The sequence below is a fragment of the Nitrospirota bacterium genome (assembly GCA_037386965.1).
GTDB lineage: Bacteria > Nitrospirota > Thermodesulfovibrionia > Thermodesulfovibrionales > JdFR-86 > JARRLN01.
The window spans coordinates 65297-81166 of the sequence record JARRLN010000002.1; the positions used below are offsets into that span (position 1 = coordinate 65297).

Below are 15870 nucleotides of genomic sequence, written 5' to 3' on the forward strand. Positions count from 1 at the left end.
AAGCACTCCCGCCTCGGCCGGAGCCCTGTCCCGGGTTTTTTCCCGCTGTTTATTCATCCTTCTTCGACTCCTTCTTCCTTTTCTTTTTCTTCCTGCCCGAAAGGTACGCCTCCGAGGTCCTCCAGTCGAAAGAGAAGCTCCTTCCCGCGAGGCCGGCCAAGCCCTTGACCGCATGCGCAGCGGCCAGGGATGCCACCGTTGCGATGGCCAGGAAGGGAAGGACAATCACGTACGCAAGCCCCACAATCGGCCCCACCAGAAGCAGCAGGACCGTGGGGACCCTGTAGTACGTGGTATCCTCGCCGCCGGGAAGCATGCCGTCCTCACGCAGGTCCTGCCAGCGGCCGTTGGAGAAATCCCAGTACGTGCCTTTCTTCACCTTATGGCCTCCTTTGTACCGGAGCATCGTCATCACCTCCTTTCCCTGATTCCATTTTCACCAATGCGGAGGGGCGATGTATATCGGAAGAAGTTCGTACAACGGAGGGAAAAAAATCCGAGAGAACAAGGAAAAAATCAGTAAATTCGAGGCAATGGAAGGAAAGGGCTCAGTCCACCATGCTCGAGGCCATCCGGATGAGCTCGAAGGGGGGTCCGGCCATGACCAGCCGAAAGGTGTAGCCCCCCTCCTTCCAGGAAAGGCTGCTGCAGGTGCCGCCGGAGGCGCAATCGCCCACCCTGAGCGTGGCCCTCCGGCCCTTGAGGTCGTAGGGGACCTCCTCGCGCACCCTCTGGAGCCTGATGGCCTCGACATCCAGGGGATGCCCGCCCTCGGCCACCTGGGTGAGGAGCAGGCCTATCTTGCCGGTGTCCGCCTCGGCGAACTCCATGGCCACCGCCACGAAGGGCTCGCCCTGGGCCAGGATGCGGGCGGGCGGCCAGCGGAAGCTCTCCGGGAAGTAGGAAGGCACGTGAAGGTCCTCCAGGTGAAGCGAGGTGCGCACGGCCTCCAGGCTCTCGTACCGCCGCAGGCTCTCCTCGTGCAGGAGCACGGGCAGCCAGTTCATGAGCCTCAGGAGCGCAACGACCAGGGCGACCAGCACGAGGAAGGCGAAAAACCCTGTCACGGCCTTTTTCATCGACCCTCCGCTTAAACGATAAAGTAGCACACGGCGCCCGCCGCCGCCAGCGTGAGCACCACCTGCGCCCAACTCCCTTCCCCGCGAGGATTGCCGGCCGCCTCCTCCCCCCGCAGGCGGGCAATCCGTTCCCTGAGGACCGCAGCGTGCGTCATGTGGCTCACGTTGGCCCCGATTGTGCCATCCTCGGACAGGGGCGTTTCCTCCTCCCGGAGGAACGCCTCCAGCGTGGAGGCCAGGGCGCCGGGGTTCCCGGTCATCCGGACGGCCTCGTCGTCGCAGACCTTCTCCTCGTCCTCCACCATTTTCCGGAACTCCAGGAGCACAACGGGATTGAAGAACATGAGGACCCGGAAAACGAAGGCCACAAGAAGCAGGGGCCGCCTGCTCCTTGCTATGTGGGCCGTCTCATGGGCGACGGCGGCCTGCAGCTCCTCCCTGGAGAGGCTCTCCACGAGGCCGGTGGATACAAAGACGGCGGGCTTTCTCCCCGTGGACGAGAAAAGCACGAGGTCCTCGTCATCGATGACTTCCATCTCCGGGGCCGGGAAGGGAAGACCCGCCAGGGCCGCCTCCAGGCCGGCGTCGTCCCCGGCCTCCTCGCCCGCCTCCCCTTCCCCGCCGCCCCGGCCCGTCTTGAGGGCGCCCCTCAGGACGGGCACAAGCTCCTGGAAGGCGAAGAGGGCGACGGTGCCCAAAAGAAGGAGGACGAAGAGGACGCCGAGGGGAAAAAGCCCCCAGGGCTCAAGGTCCAGCCACCGCCGGGTGTCCAGGAGCGCCCCCAGCCTGAACGAAAGGGAGCCCCGCGCCGGGTTCAGGAGCTGGTAAAGCGGGTAGGAGAAGACCGGAAACAGGATGGCCACCAGGCGCAGCCTCAGCTGCCAGGCCGGGCTCCTCGTCCCCCACGCCCCGATGGAGCTTTCCACCAGAAGCGCGGCCACAAGCGAGTGCACGAAAGCCTGCACAATGTAGGAGCCTATGGCGGTATCGAAAAAATAGGAAATATCCATTCCACGGGTCTCAACTGCGAGGGACGGGACCGCGCACCCCCCGGCCGGGACCGTTTAATAATAGCAGATAACCGGCGCGGGGAAGAAGAAAGGACGGCCGCGGGAAAGCGCAAAGCCCGATGCCGGCGTTATGGAGAAGCCCCCGGAACACCCCGGCCCGGGATGATACAATAAGACAAAGGGGGCCTTGAGAGTACCCGATGGCATATCGAGTGGCGAGGGAGAGGTTCGAAGCCCTGGTGGAGGAGGCCCTCCGGAGCCTCCCCGAAGAGTTCAAGCGGCATTTCGAAAACATCATCGTGGAGGTCAGCGATTACCCCACCCGGGAAGAAGCGCGGCGTGCGGGTGTCCCGCGGGAGGGGCTTCTGGGGCTTTTCGAGGGCGTTCCCCATCCCCACCGGGGAGGCTTCTTCGACCTGCCTCCCGTCCTCCCCGCCAGAGTGGTCCTCTATCAGAAGAACATCGAGGCGTTCTCCCAGAGCGAGGAGGAGCTTGTGCAGGAGGTCCGCTGGACCCTCATGCACGAGGTGGGACATTACTTCGGTCTCACCGAGGAGGAGGCTCATTGCGCGGTGCGCTTCTCGCTCGGCGTGGACAACGACGAGGGCAGGGGCTCGAGAGGGGGCACGCGGTGACCGCGTTCGTGCGGAATCCGGCCAGGCTCCGAATCGCGCACGACAACCTCTCCGTGGTCCAGGGAGATGTCCTCCATCCCGCCGAGGTCGAGGCGGCGGTGAAGGGCCGGGACGCGGTCCTCTCGGCACTGGGTTTAAGCAAGGGCTCTCCCAAGACCATCTGTGCCGACGGGACCGGGAACATAATCTCCGCCATGAAGAGGCACGGCGTGAAACGTCTCGTCGTTCAGTCCGCGTTCGGCGCCGGAGAGACGAGAAAGCGGGGGCTTTATGCGCGGCTCCTGTGGATTTTAATCGCCCCGAGGATGAAGGACAAGGAGGCGATGGAAGCAGCGGTAAGGGAGAGCGGACTGCAGTGGGTAATCGTTCGCCCGGTCAGGCTGACGGACGGTCCCGAAACGGGGTCGTACAGGACGGGAACGCGCCTGAAACCCGGCCCGTTTCCGAAGGTCTCCCGGGCCGATGTCGCCGATTTCATGCTGCGGCAGATGCAAAGCGACGAGTTTCTGCGCCAGGCGCCCACCATAACTGGTTAAACGCATCGTGCGGAACGGGGGCCACAATACAGACGAGCCTCGGACGCATGAGGCGGGGCGGGCGCCTGGCCCTGTTTGGAGAGTCGCGGGTTTCCCGCTCAGGGGCGCCGCTCCTGAGAGAGGGACAGGATGTAGTTGACGAGGTCCCAGAGGTCCCTCTCGTTTCCCTCGAAGAAGGCTTCATACGAAGGCATCGGGGAGCCGTTCATGCCCGTCACCAGGGTCCTGTAGATATCCTCCGGGCGGTCGCCGTTTTTGAACGAAGCCGGCCTGGTCAGGTCCGCCGGGGCTATGAGGAATCCCCAGTCGTCCCTGAGCGTGGGCGCCGAACCGCCGTCTCCCCGCCCCCCGCCGCCGTGGCACGCGAAGCACTGCAATTTCTGGTAGACCTGGTATCCCCTCTGGGCGCTGGCGGGCGTCATGGGCTTGGGATATCCCACAATCGGGACAGGTTGTGGATTCGCGTTTTCAAAGCCCGGGAAGAAACCTTTGACAAAGTAAATGATTTTCCAGCGGTCGGCCACGCCGAGCCCCGTGAAGGGAGGCATGAATCCCCGCACGCCAGCCGTCACCGTCCGAAACAGGTCTTCGTCCGTCGGGAGCTCTCCGCTCGGCGTGGACCGGAACTTGAACACCCCGTCGGCAAAGACGCGCGGGCGAGGGGCGAAATCCCGCGCGAGGTAGACCGCAGCCGGGCCGTCGCCCTCTCCCTTGACCCCGTGGCACAGGGCGCAGGACCTGTCATACATGGCCTTGCCTTGGGCGCGCGTGGTTTCGTTTACGGGCGGCCTCTTCGAATACTGCGCCACCGGAATCGGCAGCTCCTGGGCTGCCTCCGTGCGGCCCGGAACCGCCAACAGGACGGAAAGCCCCGCCAAGGCTGCCGTAAGAATGGAAATGAGCTTTGTCCGTATCATGGCCTGTCCTCCGTTAAAACGCCATGTCGACGCCGACGGACGCGATGTATTGGAGGTTCCTCGCCGGGCTCTCCGCACTCCCGAGCCCGGGCGGCAGCTTCTTGGAGCCCGCAAGGTTGAAATGAGACCGCGCGTAAAGTCCGATGTTGGGCACCGGGTAGAACTTGGCCAGCACGCCCAGGAACGAGGCGTCTTGGTTCACCTTCGGCCCCCCCTGCTGAAGCGCGGGCGGCAGCTCCGCGAGGCCGCCGGGGTCCATGAAATCGTACCGGGCGCCCAGGAGCCACTGGCGGTTCACCAGCCAGTCGGCCTCCACGCTGAGGCCGAAGGCGTCCTCGTCCCATTTGGAAAGGCTGCCCGGCGCGCCTGCAAACCGGACGTCGCCTATCCAGTCCCAGATGCCGGTGCCGTAGATGTCCAGGTACTTGTAGTGCCATCTTGCCGCGACGCCGAAGCGGTCCCAGTCCACGGGCTCCGCATAGACGAAAGGCCCCGTCGCACTACCCGATGGATTAAGGGTGGGCCGGGCCGCGTCCTGGGCGTGGTAGTAGAACCCGGAGACCTGCACGTCGGAGAAAGGGCCCACGATGTCGTACCGGAGCATGCCGTAGATATCCCACCGGGTGTCCTGCGAGTCCTCGGCGGTGTCCCCCTGCGCCACGCCCACCTGGTAGAGGAAGGACGGGCCGAAGGGCCTCCCGTAGACCGTCGCCCCTTTGCTTGCGGGCACGTCGAACAGGAAGGGCTCGAAGGGGAGTATGGCGAACCCCTCGACCCCCTCCCTTGCCGGTCCGGTGGTCAGCCCGTACATCTTGCTTGAAAACGCGAAGGGAAGCATGGGGATGCGCTTTATTTCCGGGGGAAAAACATCGGTCTCCGCATCGGGCGGTATGGGGTCCAGCTGCTGGCGGTGCGTGGGGAACGAGTAAAACGCCGACGGGTCGAAGTTTCCTATCTTGAAATTCGCAAGCTGGTAGCCGCCCAGGTTGTCGAATACGAGGAATACCCGCTCGAAGCCCAGGCCGCTTCCTTCCTCCTCGGCGTTGAACTCCCCCTCGATGAAGAAGCTGATGTTCCTGGCCGCCGTGCCGGCAAAGAAGAGGTTTATAATCTTGGGAAACACGACGTCGAAGTCCTCCTGCTTGTCGTCCTCGGTCTCCCTGAACCCGGCCTTTCTGACCTCGGCGCGCAGCCTCACGGCGGTAAAGTTGGTGACCTGGCCGAGGGTGGCGCCGCCCACGGGGCCGCCCAAAAGCTCCTTGAGCGTTCTGCCGCCCTCCTCGGTAGCGGGCATCTGGTAGCCGTTTTCCTGGAACCTCTGGCCGAAGGGGTTCAACCTGGGCTCCCGCGTATGGCAGGCGTTGCACGTCAGGTTGTACTTCCGGCCAAAGGCCGGTATGGCGTCGGCATCCCTCACGTCCAGCAGGCACAGGGACAACGAAAAGGCAGCCAGCAGAGAGGCAAACGCCACCCACCCGCAAACCCCGGTGCGTGTCTTTTCCATCGGCAAAACCTCCCGTTATCGGCGGACCAGAGTCCGTTTTCCGTGAAACCCGGGAAAATTCAAGCACAGTCCGGCTGCATTTCATTTACCTATCAAAGAACATGCAGGCTGTCAATAGAAAATTCCTTAACCCCGCATTGTTAAGCCCTGATTATCACACCCTTGGAAGCCCGACCGGAAGGCGGGGCGGCACGGCCGCCGGTCCCGGCTTGCCGGAAACCTACTCGATTTTTCTGAACGACCTCTTCCGCGAGCCGCACACCGGACACTTCCCGGGCGGGTCGCCCTCCACGGTTAATCCGCACACCTTGCAGATATGGTAGTCCGCTTCTTCGAGGGCCCCGATGTTCTCACGCGCCCTTTCAAGGAGGCGGGCAAAGACCTTTCCCGCCTCAAACGCGTAACAGAAGGATTTCGTGGCCCAGGTGTCAGCCGCCGCTATGGCGTCGTCCATCATGGGGAGATACATCTTCTGAAACTCCTCAATTTCAGCGAGTGCGGTCTTGAGGTTTTCCTCCGTGTCCCTTACGGCACCCCGTGCCCGCAGATGGTTCCTGGCGTGGATGGCCTGGCTCTCTGCGGCGGCCCTGAAGAGCCTGGCCGCCTGCCTCCGGCCCTCCTTTTCCGCTTTCCATGCAAAGGCGAGGTATTTCCCGTTTGCCAGCGACTCTGCGGCAAGGGCATTATCGATGTCTTTTTCGAGCGCGGTCATTATTCCTCCTCCGGCTTCTCCGTCCTATTCACGGCATCGCGCACCGCCCACACGTGGAAATGAGCGCCCCGTTTCTGGCCCACGCCCACGGCCCCCTTTGTAAGGTACAGGGCCCAGGCCCAGTCCGGCTCGAACATGCTCGTCGTGGACGACCAGTATGCCTCCCGCACGTCTTGGAAGGGATGTCCGGCAGGCAGGGCCGGGCTGTGGGTGCTGGCGTCCACAAGGGATTCCAGCTCGTTTATGTTGGGCAGCCGCCAGCCCGTCCCTTCTTTTCCGCTCCGGTTGAGCTCCTCCACGGCCCCGAGGGCCTCTTTCCAGGTGGCCTTGCCCCCCGAAAGGTCCGCCTCCTTGCGCCAGAAGAGGTGTGTGAGACGGTCATGCACCACGCCGCCCGAGACGGCAAACCGGGGCTCCGGCCATGCATGCCCCGTACGGAACTCTCCGTCCTGCCCGGAGCCCGCGCAGGCAATGACATCTCCACCCGCGTCATGGCATTCCCTCTGCCCGGTGGCGGGCAGGACGCCCCGGCCTTCGCCGCGCACCGGCCAGAGCAGAAAGAACTGCTCCTTTTGCCCGTAGAACATGCGGGCGCCCTCCATGTGTACGTACCACGCATAGGCAGTATTGATGGCAGCCGTCGTGGACGTCCAGTACCAGCCCAGGAAGACGTTTTCAAAAGGATGGCCCTCGGGAAGCGCGGGGTTCTTCGTCTTGTGGCTCATCAGGCTTCTCAGCTCGCGCCGGTTGGGGAGCCTCCAGTCGCCGCATCCGAAGGCCTTCTCGCGGTTCATCCTTGCGACGAAATCAAGCGCCTCCCTCCACGTGAGGGGGAACTCCGCAAGGTTGGCGTCCCGGGTCCAGACGAGGCCCGTCAGGCGGTCAAAGACCGCCTCCTCCCCGGGCTCGAACCTGGGCACGGGCCACGAAACGCCCCTTCTGAGCTCCGCATCCTGCCCGCTTCCCCGGCAGGGGACCTCCTGGCCCTGCGTATCGTGACACGTCTCCTGGCCCGTCCACAGGTAGCATCGGCCCTTCATTACCCATCACCCCGACTAATTAACCGCCCCCTTGCGCCGATGGCTCCGGTCGCCGGCGTACCGCGTCAAGAAAGTCCACGGTGCGGCGAGAATGCCTTTCTGAGCTCAAGCCAGCCGATGGCCGCAAGCGCTATCGCGAAAATGATGCCGAACTGGCTTACCGAAAGCGCGGCAAGCTTGAAATATGAGGCAAGCACCGGAACACTGGTCCCGGCAAACAGGAATATGAAGGCGGAAACGGCCCATGCGCCCATTACCCTGTTGGAAAGCAGGCCCAGTCTCCAGAGCGGCTCCTTTTCCGAACGGGAAACAAAAGCAAGAAGGACGTGGCCGATGATCCATCCGGAAAAGGCAAAAGTCTGCGTTTGGGCGAAGCTGAGATGCCGGGACAGCGCGTAGAGATAACAGACCGATACCGCGGCAAAAAGCCCCAGCCCGGAGAGGCCGATTTTCTTGAGCAGCGCAGAGTCGAGGAACCTTTCCCGGGGGTTTCGCGGAGGACGGCTGTAAATCGTCCCTTCGGCCAGCTCGGCGACAAAGGCCGCCGAAGCCCCCAGGTCCATGAACAGCTCGAGCACGATAATCTGAATGGGGGCAAAGGGAAAAGGGACACCCATGAGAACCGGCAGGAGGAAGGAAAGGACGAGAGCGAGCTTCGCCGAGAGATAGTAGGCCGTCCCCTTGCGCACGTTGTCGAAGAATTTGCGGCCCTCGAAAATGCCCCGCGCGATGGTGGTAAAGTTGTCGTCCGCCAAAACCGCGTCGGCCGCTTCCCTGGCGGCGTCCGTCCCCCGCTCTCCCATCGCGATGCCCACGTCCGCAGCCTTGAGCGCGAGGGTGTCGTTGACACCGTCTCCCGTGACCTCGACGATTTCGCCGTTTCTCTGGAGGGCTTGCGCCAAGCGGTATTTGTGCTGCGGGCTGGTCCTTGCGAAAACGGAGGTTTCCTTCACCGCCTCGGACAATGCTTCATCCGAGAGCGCGTCCAGTTCGGCCCCGGTAAGGGCTTTCTCCCCGGGAATCCCCACGCTTCTAGCGATGAAGGAAGCGGTCGCGGGGTGGTCGCCCGTTACCATGACGATCCGTATGCCCGCCCGTTTTGCCGCCGCCACCGCCTCCCGTACGCCCGGCCGCGGCGGGTCTTCCAGGGAAACCAGGCCGACGAAGTCCATGTCGTGCTCCAATTGCAGGAGCGGCTCTCCGGATTCCGCCGGGGAGATAATTTTTCGAGCGACGGCGATTACTCTTCTTCCCTTCGCCGTTTCTTCCTTGAGCGCGGCCTCCGCCTTGCCATCAGGCACTTCTGTAAAGCGCAGGACCTCCTCCGGCGCGCCGCTCATGAACAGAATATGCTCTCCGTCCACTTCGCGGACAACCGCCCGCGTTTTCCTGCCGTCACCGAAGGCGCGCTCGCGGACTATGGCGCCTTCGGGCTGCGCTATCGCCAGCGCGGCGGCCCTCTTGCCCACCGCCCTATCGGTCGGCGAGAGGGAAAACTCGGTGAGGGCGAGCAGTGCCGCTTTCACGACGTCCTGCTCTCGGTCGCCCGGGGATACCGAGGCAACCTGCATTTCGTTTTCGGTAATCGTTCCCGTCTTGTCGGTGAGGATGACCGTGGCGTTTCCCAGCACCTCCGCCGCCCGTATCTTTTTGACCAGGAACCCTCTTTGAGAGAGCTCATAGCTCCCCAGCCCCAGCACCATCGTAATGATGATGGGCAACTCCTCGGGAATGGTCGCGAAGGCGAGCGCAAGGCCGGTCAAAACGCTCTGTCGAAAATCCGCGCCGCGCAAGAATCCCAGCACGGCTATCGCGACGCTTATAAAAAGAGCGATGACGAGCAGCCGTTTCGACAAAGCCTTCATCGCTACCTGAAGAGGCGTTTTGGGCTCCTTGATTTCTTCGGCAAGCACCGCGATGTTGCCGAATCTGCTACGGGCCCCCGTGGCAAAGACTTCCGCCTTTCCTTCCCCGGAGACGACGAGCGTCCCGGCGTATACCTCGTCGCCCGCGTTCTTCTCACGGGAGAACGATTCGCCGGTGAGCACCGACTCGTCAACCTGAAGGCTGACCGCCGCGAAGAGCTTGCTGTCGGCTGCGATGCGCGCGCCGGGCGTCAAGACCAGAATATCGCCCGGCACTATGGCTTCAGTTTTTACCTCCGTGACGCTTCCGTCCCGGAATACCTTCGTCCGGGGTGCGGCGAGCTTCGCGAGCGATTCTATCGCCTTTTTCGCCCGGTACTCGTTCCAGACCTCGACGAAAACCAGCGCGACGATGATAATGAAGATGGTGAGCGCGTCCCCCAGGCTCCCCCAGATTGCGTAAAAAAAGCCAACGACCAGCAGGAGCAGGATGAGCGGCTCGGTTATTTCTTCTGCGGCAATGGAGAAAAAACTCAACCGCGCCGGCTTGCTTAACCGGTTCGGGCCGAACTCCTTGACTCTTCTCTGTGCTTCTGCAAAGGAAAGGCCGGTTTTTTCTTTCATATCAAGAGATGGCGTCCGGTAAGAAATCGATACAGCATCAATAATATACTAAAAACCGTTCCTTGAACAGGCCGGACGAAATCAGGGCATCCTTCCCGTCGATGAAAGCTGTTCCACGCTCGTCGTCCCCTTATGAAATACCCGATACAGGTTTGTGTCAAAGCCCTTCATTCGGTTATCTCCTCGTGAACCCTCCTTGACGGCCTTCGTTCTTTGGTGGAAGCGGTCTTCGTCCCGGTCGACCTTCCCCCTCTTCCTGAGGAGGGAAACTCCGGCTGCAGCGCCTTCCCGCCGGTGCTATAATCTACTTGCTTGAGAGAAGATGACGGGAAAGCGCAAACAAAAAGCCCTTCTGCTGATTGCCTTTTCACTTTTGTGCGGGTGCGCGACTTTTAAGAGCAAGCCCCTGCAACCCGCCAAAACGGCCTCGAGCTTCGAGGCCCGCACGCTGCGGAGCGCGGGGCTCGAGGGGTTCATCGTGAAGAACCTGAAAGGGAAAAAGGAGGCCCTGCCGGAGCTCACGTGGCCGCCCGGGACATGGGACCTCAAGCTGCTTTCGCTTGCCGCCCTTTATTACCATCCGGACATGGACGTCGCCCGCGCCCGCTGGGGGGTCAGGGAGGCGGCGGTCATAACGGCGGGGGCACGCCCGAACCCCGGTGCCGCACTGACGCCGCAGTATCACGCCAACGCCGGCGGGCTTGCGCCCTGGACCCTCATGCTTTCCCTGGACATCCCCGTGGAGACGGCGGGCAGGCGGGGATACCGCATAGCCCGGGCCAGGCACCTGTCCGCCTCGGCCCGCATGGAAATCGCCGAGACGGCATGGAAGGTGAGAAGCAGGCTGCGGAAGAGCCTGCTCCGGCTTTTCGGGTTTACTCGAAAGGAGCTGCTTCTGAAAGAGCAGTATTCCGCGCAGGACGGCATTGTGCAGATATACGAGCAGCGGCTGGCCGCGGGGCAGGTTTCGGGCTTTGCCCTCGCAAGCGAGAGAATCGCCCGCGACAAGACCGCACTGGCGCTCTCCCGCGCCGCGGGGGGCACGGCACAGGCACGGGCGGGCCTCGCGGAATCGTTGGGGATACCGTCAAGCGCCCTGAAAGGTATCGATATATCGTTTGAAGGTTTGGAGCGGGTCAGCGCAAGCCTGTATTCGGCGGACGTGCGCCGTGAAGCCCTCACGGGCAGGGCGGACGTCTTGGCAAAGCTGGAGGAATACGAGGCTGCGCAGTCCGCCCTCCAACTGCAAATCGCGCGGCAGTATCCGGATGTCCGCCTTGGCCCCGGCTACTCCTGGGACCAGGGGGACAACGAATGGTCGCTCGGACTGGTGCTCGAACTGCCCGTCCTGAACCGCAACGAGGGACCCATCGCCGAAGCCAGGGCCGGAAGGAAACAGGCCGCGGCGGAATTCACGGCTCTTCAGGCCCGGGTGATAGGGGAAATAGACCGGGCATTCGTGGGCTACAACGCTTCGCTCCAAAACCTCAAGGCCGCGGACTCTCTGGTGTCGGCCCAGAGGGAAAACCTCGAAGTGACGGCCCTGCGGGTCAAGGCCGGGCAGGAAGACAGGCTCGCGCTTCTTCTGGCGACACAGGGGCTTATCTCGGCCGAGCTTTCCCGCCTCGATGCGCTTCTCTCTGCCCAGGAGTCCGTGGGCCGGCTGGAGGACGCCGTCCGGAGGCCTCTTAACGACCCCGCTGCGTTTCCCCGCGGAGCAACGCCCGACGGAGCGAACTGATGAACACGGGACGGAAAGACAGAAAGACTGTCGCGGCCCTTGCCGTCCTTGCAGCACTTGTCCTTGTGGGGCTTTTCCTGCTTCTTTTCTCCTCCCCCGAAGAGGGGGAAAAGGAGGGGAAAGAGCAGGCGCCGCCGGCCGGCGAAGCGGCGGCACAGGCTGGCGGCGCAGCGGTGAGCATCGGCGAAGAGGCCCGGAAGGCTGCGGGCATCGTCACCGAGGCGCTGCGGCCTATCAGGCACGAAGAGCAGATAGAGGCGTACGGGATGGTTTTACAGCCGGACGGCCTGATAGAGGCCCGCCGCGCATACATATCCGCAAAGGCGGCGCTGGTCGAGGCGGAGGCCGCACTTGCGGCCTCAAAAAAGGAATACGCGCGCCTCAAGGAGCTGAACCAGAAAAACAAGAACGTCTCCGACCGGGCGCTCCAGAGGGCCGAGGCCCTGCTCAAGACGGACGGCGCGGCCTCCCTGCAGGCGCAGGAGGACATGCAGTCGGCCAGGGACGCCAGAGAGCTCCGATGGGGCGGCACGCTCTCCGGTTGGATAACCGGCTATTCCTCCGGATACCGGAGGCTCGTCAGCGTAAAGGACGTCCTGGTACGGGTGACGCTTCCCCCGGGAATTTCGGTACGCTCGGCCCCGGAGAAAACAGGCATCGAGGCCCCCGGGGGTCCGCCGGTGCCCGCACGGCTCATCATGCGCGCGCCGGGCACCGACCCGCGCATCCAGGGGATGAGCTTCTTGTACCTCGCTCCCTCTTCCGAAACCCGGCTTATCCCGGGGATGAACGTAACGGCGTATCTGCCTTCGGGCAGGATGGAAAAAGGGTTCGTCATCCCGCTTTCGGCCGTGGTGTGGCTTCGGGGCCGGGCGTGGGCATACGTCCAGAGGACGGAAGAGGGCCTTTTTGACAGGGTGGAAGTGCCGACCTCCCAGCCGGTGCGCGAAGGCTACTTCGTCACCGACGGCGTGTTCCGCCCCGGCATGCGGGTGGTCGTCCGCGGGGCGCAGGCCCTTTTGTCCAAGGAGAGCCTCCCGCCGCCGGGCGGCGGAGGCGAAGAAGAGGACTAGGAGTGCAGACCGGGCGTTACGGCATCCTGGGCTCCGTCGTCCGGTTTTCCCTCCGCCAGAGGGGCGTTGTCATAGCGCTTGCGGCAGTCTTTCTCGGATATGCAGTCTACTCGCTCGGCAGCGCACGGTACGACGTGTTTCCCGAGTTCGCGCCCCCTCACGTCACCGTCCATTCGGAGGCACCGGGGTTTTCGCCCGAGCAGGTGGAAGCTCTGGTAACCCGCCCCGTGGAAAACGCCTTGAGCGGCGTTGGCGGCATATCCTCCCTGGCGTCAAAGTCGATACAGGGGTTGTCGGTCGTACGGGTCGTCTTCAAGACAGGCGGGGACATTTACCTCGCGAGGCAGAAGGTGGCCGAGCGGCTTTCCACGCTTGCCGGGCAGCTCCCCGGAGGTGTAACGCCCGTCATGACGCCCCTTACCTCCTCCACCGGCACCGTGCTGATAATCGGGCTTGCCTCCGAGACGCTCTCCCGGATGGAACTGCGCACAGCCGCGGACTGGACGGTGAGGCCGCGCCTCCTTGCCGTGCCGGGCGTATCGAAGGTCGCCGTCTTCGGCGGCGGGGTCAAGCAGCGCCAGGTGCAGGCGGTGCCGGAGCGCCTGATTAAGTACAACGTCTCCCTGGGGGACGTAACAGCCGCGGCGGCCAGGGCCACCGGCATGAGGGGCGGCGGCTTCATCGAGGGGACGAACCAGCGCATTACACTCCGGAGCGAGGGACAGTCGCTCACCCCGGAGGAGCTTGCACATGCCGTCCTTGCGTACAGGGACGGCGCCAGCGTGACCATCGGGGACGTGGCCGACGTGGTGGATGCCCCGGCCCCTGCCATAGGGGGAGGCCGGATAAACGGCAGGCCGGGCGTCCTGATGATAGTCTCGGCGCAGTACGGCGCGAACACGCTGGAGGTAACGGGGCGTCTCCATAAGGCGGTGGCGGAGCTGCGCCCGGCCCTTCTGAAACAGGGCATAACCCTGTATCCGGACCTGTTCCGGCCGGCCGATTTCATAGGGACGGCGCTCCACAACGTACGGTGGTCCCTGCTCGTGGGGGCTTTGCTTGTCGTCGTCGTGCTCTTCCTTTACCTGTTCAACCTGCGTACGGCAGCCATCTCCTGCACGGCCATACCCCTTTCGCTGCTTGCGGCGGTCACGGTCATGGAGCGCCTGGGCCTGAGCCTCAATACGATGACCATAGGCGGGCTGGCCATCGCCATAGGCGAGGTGGTGGACGACGCCGTGATAGACGTGGAGAACATTTTCAGGCGGCTCAGGGAAAACCGCGCCCTCCAAGAGCCTCGCCCCGTGCTCGATGTCGTCTTCGACGCCTCCATGGAAGTCAGGAGCGCCGTGGTCTACGCCACCTTTGCCGTCGTCCTGGTCTTCGTCCCCGTGCTGACGATGACCGGCGTGGCGGGCAGGCTGTTTGCGCCGCTCGGGCTTGCCTATGTCCTTGCCATCTTGGCCTCCCTGCTCGTGGCCCTCACGGTAACCCCGGCCCTGTCCCTCGTGATGCTGGGCGCAAGGAAGCCGCCGGAAGGGGAGCCTCCCCTGATGCGCTGGACAAAGGCCCGGTACGAAAGAATCCTCCACGGGGTCGAAAGGCGTCCCCGCGCGGTTATTGCCGCGGCGGCCGCCCTCGTTATCGCGACACTCGTCGTCATGCCGTTTCTGCGCGGAAGTTTTCTGCCGGAGCTTGTGGAGGGGAACTTCATCGTCCACGTGGCGGCGGCGCCGGGGACTTCCCTCGAGGAGACCTTGCGCATGGGCGGACGCATATCGGACGAACTTCTCCGTTTGCCGCGCGCCGGGAGGGCCGAGGAGGGCGAAGAGGCCAGGGGGTCGAACGCCAGCGAGTTCGGCGTCGTGCTGAAGCCGCTTGACAGAAGACACTTCCTGCGCGCAAAGAGAGAAATCAGGGACACGCTCGGGAAGTTCCCCGGCGTAGGCGTCTCGATAGAGACCTTTCTTACCGAGAGGATAAACGAGACCATATCGGGCTACACCGCGCCCGTGGCCGTCAACATCTTCGGCAGCGACCTGAACGTCCTGGACGAAAAAGCCAGGGAGGTCGCGGCGGTTTTGAGAGGGATGCGCGGGGCCGCGGACGTCCGCCTGCAAGCGCCCCCCAGCGCCCCGCAGCTCATGGCCTCCCTGAAGAAACCGGCCCTCGCCGCCCGGGGGTTTCAGCCCCTTTCCGTGCTGGAGGCCATCCACACGGCGTTCCACGGGAAAACGGCGGGACAGATTTATGACGGCAACCGGGTCTTCGACGTCTCGGTGGTGCTCGCCCCGGAGCGCAGGAAGAGCATCACGGACGTCGGCATGCTGCCGCTTCGCAACCCCGGGGGCACGTACGTGCGGCTGAACCGGCTGGCCGACTTGCACGAGATGCCCGCGCGCTCCATCGTCCTGCACCGGGGGGCAAGGCGCGTGCAGACGGTAACCTGCGGCGTCACGGGCCGGAGCGTCAGCTCTTTCGTGGCCCGGGCGGAAAAGGCGCTGTCGGAGAAAATATCCCTGCCCCCCGGCACGTACGTGGAGTTCGCCGGGGCGGCCCGGGAGCAGGCCCGCACGAGAAGGGACTTGCTCGTGCACGCCGCGCTGGCCGGCATCGGCATACTGATACTCGTTTTCATCGTTGCCGGAAATTACAGAAACGCAGCCCTTATTCTTCTGAACCTGCCGTTCGCCCTTGCCGGGGGCGTTTTCGTCGCCCTCCTTGAAGGCGGGTATTTGTCCATAGGCTCCATGGTGGGCTTCGTTACGCTCTTCGGCATTACCCTGAGAAATTCGGTCATGCTGATTTCTCATTTCGAGCACCTCGTATGGGCCGAGGGGGCGGAGTGGGGACTCCGGAGCGCCGTGCGGGGCGCCTCGGAGCGGCTCGCGCCCATATTGATGACCGCCTCCGTGACGGCCCTGGGCCTGCTGCCGCTTGCCCTGGGCAGCGGCGCGCCGGGCCGGGAGATAGAGGGTCCCATGGCCCGCATAATTCTGGGCGGCCTGGTTACCTCCACGGTGCTGAACCTGCTCGTCATGCCCACGCTCGCCCTGAGGTTCGGGCGCTTCCAGAGGAAAGGCGGCTGAACCATCCTCCCCGGCGGGGCGCTTTTGTCTTGATAAAGTCGCGCC

The 15870-nt window shown here is 63.7% G+C and carries 13 protein-coding genes; 5 read left to right on the forward strand and 8 right to left on the reverse strand.

Annotation, left to right across the window (positions count from 1 at the left end):
• Window positions 1–49 precede the first annotated feature (49 nt).
• The 3 genes from P8Y39_00700 to P8Y39_00710 form a co-directional block, all read right to left on the reverse strand.
• The gene (locus P8Y39_00700) at window positions 50–406 is read right to left on the reverse strand and encodes a hypothetical protein (GenBank protein ID MEJ2190851.1); all 357 of its coding nucleotides are present in this window, start codon (window positions 404–406) and stop codon (window positions 50–52) included.
• A gap of 142 nt (window positions 407–548) precedes the next feature.
• Window positions 549–1079, reverse strand: a complete 531-nt coding sequence (locus P8Y39_00705; GenBank protein ID MEJ2190852.1) for a hypothetical protein — start codon at window positions 1077–1079, stop codon at window positions 549–551.
• Between the two features lie 11 nt (window positions 1080–1090).
• Window positions 1091–2089 carry a M56 family metallopeptidase gene (locus tag P8Y39_00710; GenBank protein ID MEJ2190853.1) on the reverse strand — a complete coding sequence of 333 codons (999 nt, stop codon included), beginning with the start codon at window positions 2087–2089 and terminating at the stop codon, window positions 1091–1093.
• A 200-nt stretch (window positions 2090–2289) separates the two neighbouring features.
• Between P8Y39_00710 and P8Y39_00715 the strand changes: the two genes are divergently transcribed.
• Window positions 2290–2724, forward strand: coding sequence for a metallopeptidase family protein (locus P8Y39_00715; protein ID MEJ2190854.1), 435 nt, complete (start codon window positions 2290–2292; stop codon window positions 2722–2724).
• Window positions 2721–3260, forward strand: a complete 540-nt coding sequence (locus P8Y39_00720) for an NAD(P)H-binding protein (GenBank protein MEJ2190855.1) — start codon at window positions 2721–2723, stop codon at window positions 3258–3260. The genes P8Y39_00715 and P8Y39_00720 overlap by 4 nt, the downstream gene beginning before the upstream one ends.
• 98 nt (window positions 3261–3358) lie before the next feature.
• On the opposite strand, the gene P8Y39_00725 is transcribed toward P8Y39_00720, so the two are convergent.
• The 5 genes from P8Y39_00725 to P8Y39_00745 all read right to left on the reverse strand — a co-directional run bounded on the left by P8Y39_00725 (window position 3359) and on the right by P8Y39_00745 (window position 9922).
• Complete coding sequence (locus P8Y39_00725) at window positions 3359–4177, reverse strand: cytochrome c (GenBank protein MEJ2190856.1); 819 nt, start codon at window positions 4175–4177, stop codon at window positions 3359–3361.
• Between the two features lie 13 nt (window positions 4178–4190).
• The gene (locus P8Y39_00730) at window positions 4191–5681 is read right to left on the reverse strand and encodes a hypothetical protein (protein ID MEJ2190857.1); all 1491 of its coding nucleotides are present in this window, start codon (window positions 5679–5681) and stop codon (window positions 4191–4193) included.
• Window positions 5682–5901: 220 nt separating this feature from the next.
• A complete protein-coding gene (locus P8Y39_00735; protein ID MEJ2190858.1) occupies window positions 5902–6393 on the reverse strand; it encodes a rubrerythrin family protein in 492 nt (163 codons plus the stop codon).
• Complete coding sequence (locus P8Y39_00740; protein MEJ2190859.1) at window positions 6393–7433, reverse strand: DUF1566 domain-containing protein; 1041 nt, start codon at window positions 7431–7433, stop codon at window positions 6393–6395. Before P8Y39_00740 ends, P8Y39_00735 begins: the two co-directional genes overlap by 1 nt.
• Before the next feature lie 65 nt (window positions 7434–7498).
• Window positions 7499–9922: a cation-transporting P-type ATPase gene (locus P8Y39_00745; protein MEJ2190860.1), complete on the reverse strand. Its 2424-nt coding sequence runs from the start codon at window positions 9920–9922 to the stop codon at window positions 7499–7501.
• 322 nt (window positions 9923–10244) lie between these two features.
• Between P8Y39_00745 and P8Y39_00750 the strand changes: the two genes are divergently transcribed.
• From P8Y39_00750 to P8Y39_00760, 3 genes are read left to right on the forward strand one after another with little or no spacing between them, the layout of a single operon-like run.
• A complete protein-coding gene (locus tag P8Y39_00750) occupies window positions 10245–11663 on the forward strand; it encodes a TolC family protein (protein MEJ2190861.1) in 1419 nt (472 codons plus the stop codon).
• Window positions 11663–12736: an efflux RND transporter periplasmic adaptor subunit gene (locus tag P8Y39_00755; protein ID MEJ2190862.1), complete on the forward strand. Its 1074-nt coding sequence runs from the start codon at window positions 11663–11665 to the stop codon at window positions 12734–12736. The genes P8Y39_00750 and P8Y39_00755 overlap by 1 nt, the downstream gene beginning before the upstream one ends.
• A gap of 2 nt (window positions 12737–12738) precedes the next feature.
• Window positions 12739–15825, forward strand: a complete 3087-nt coding sequence (locus tag P8Y39_00760; protein ID MEJ2190863.1) for an efflux RND transporter permease subunit — start codon at window positions 12739–12741, stop codon at window positions 15823–15825.
• Window positions 15826–15870 lie beyond the last annotated feature (45 nt).

Excerpts from the sequence above, each read along its gene's own strand:
- P8Y39_00710 (MEJ2190853.1), bottom strand. The coding sequence starts at position 2,089 with ATGGATATTTCCTATTTTTTCGATACCGCCATAGGCTCCTACATTGTG.
- P8Y39_00740 (MEJ2190859.1), bottom strand. The coding sequence starts at position 7,433 with ATGAAGGGCCGATGCTACCTGTGGACGGGCCAGGAGACGTGTCACGAT.
- P8Y39_00735 (MEJ2190858.1), bottom strand. The coding sequence starts at position 6,393 with ATGACCGCGCTCGAAAAAGACATCGATAATGCCCTTGCCGCAGAGTCG.
- P8Y39_00700 (MEJ2190851.1), bottom strand. The coding sequence starts at position 406 with ATGCTCCGGTACAAAGGAGGCCATAAGGTGAAGAAAGGCACGTACTGG.
- P8Y39_00745 (MEJ2190860.1), bottom strand. The coding sequence starts at position 9,922 with ATGAAAGAAAAAACCGGCCTTTCCTTTGCAGAAGCACAGAGAAGAGTC.
- P8Y39_00705 (MEJ2190852.1), bottom strand. The coding sequence starts at position 1,079 with ATGAAAAAGGCCGTGACAGGGTTTTTCGCCTTCCTCGTGCTGGTCGCC.
- P8Y39_00715 (MEJ2190854.1), top strand. The coding sequence starts at position 2,290 with ATGGCATATCGAGTGGCGAGGGAGAGGTTCGAAGCCCTGGTGGAGGAG.
- P8Y39_00750 (MEJ2190861.1), top strand. The coding sequence starts at position 10,245 with ATGACGGGAAAGCGCAAACAAAAAGCCCTTCTGCTGATTGCCTTTTCA.
- P8Y39_00725 (MEJ2190856.1), bottom strand. The coding sequence starts at position 4,177 with ATGATACGGACAAAGCTCATTTCCATTCTTACGGCAGCCTTGGCGGGG.
- P8Y39_00730 (MEJ2190857.1), bottom strand. The coding sequence starts at position 5,681 with ATGGAAAAGACACGCACCGGGGTTTGCGGGTGGGTGGCGTTTGCCTCT.
- P8Y39_00755 (MEJ2190862.1), top strand. The coding sequence starts at position 11,663 with ATGAACACGGGACGGAAAGACAGAAAGACTGTCGCGGCCCTTGCCGTC.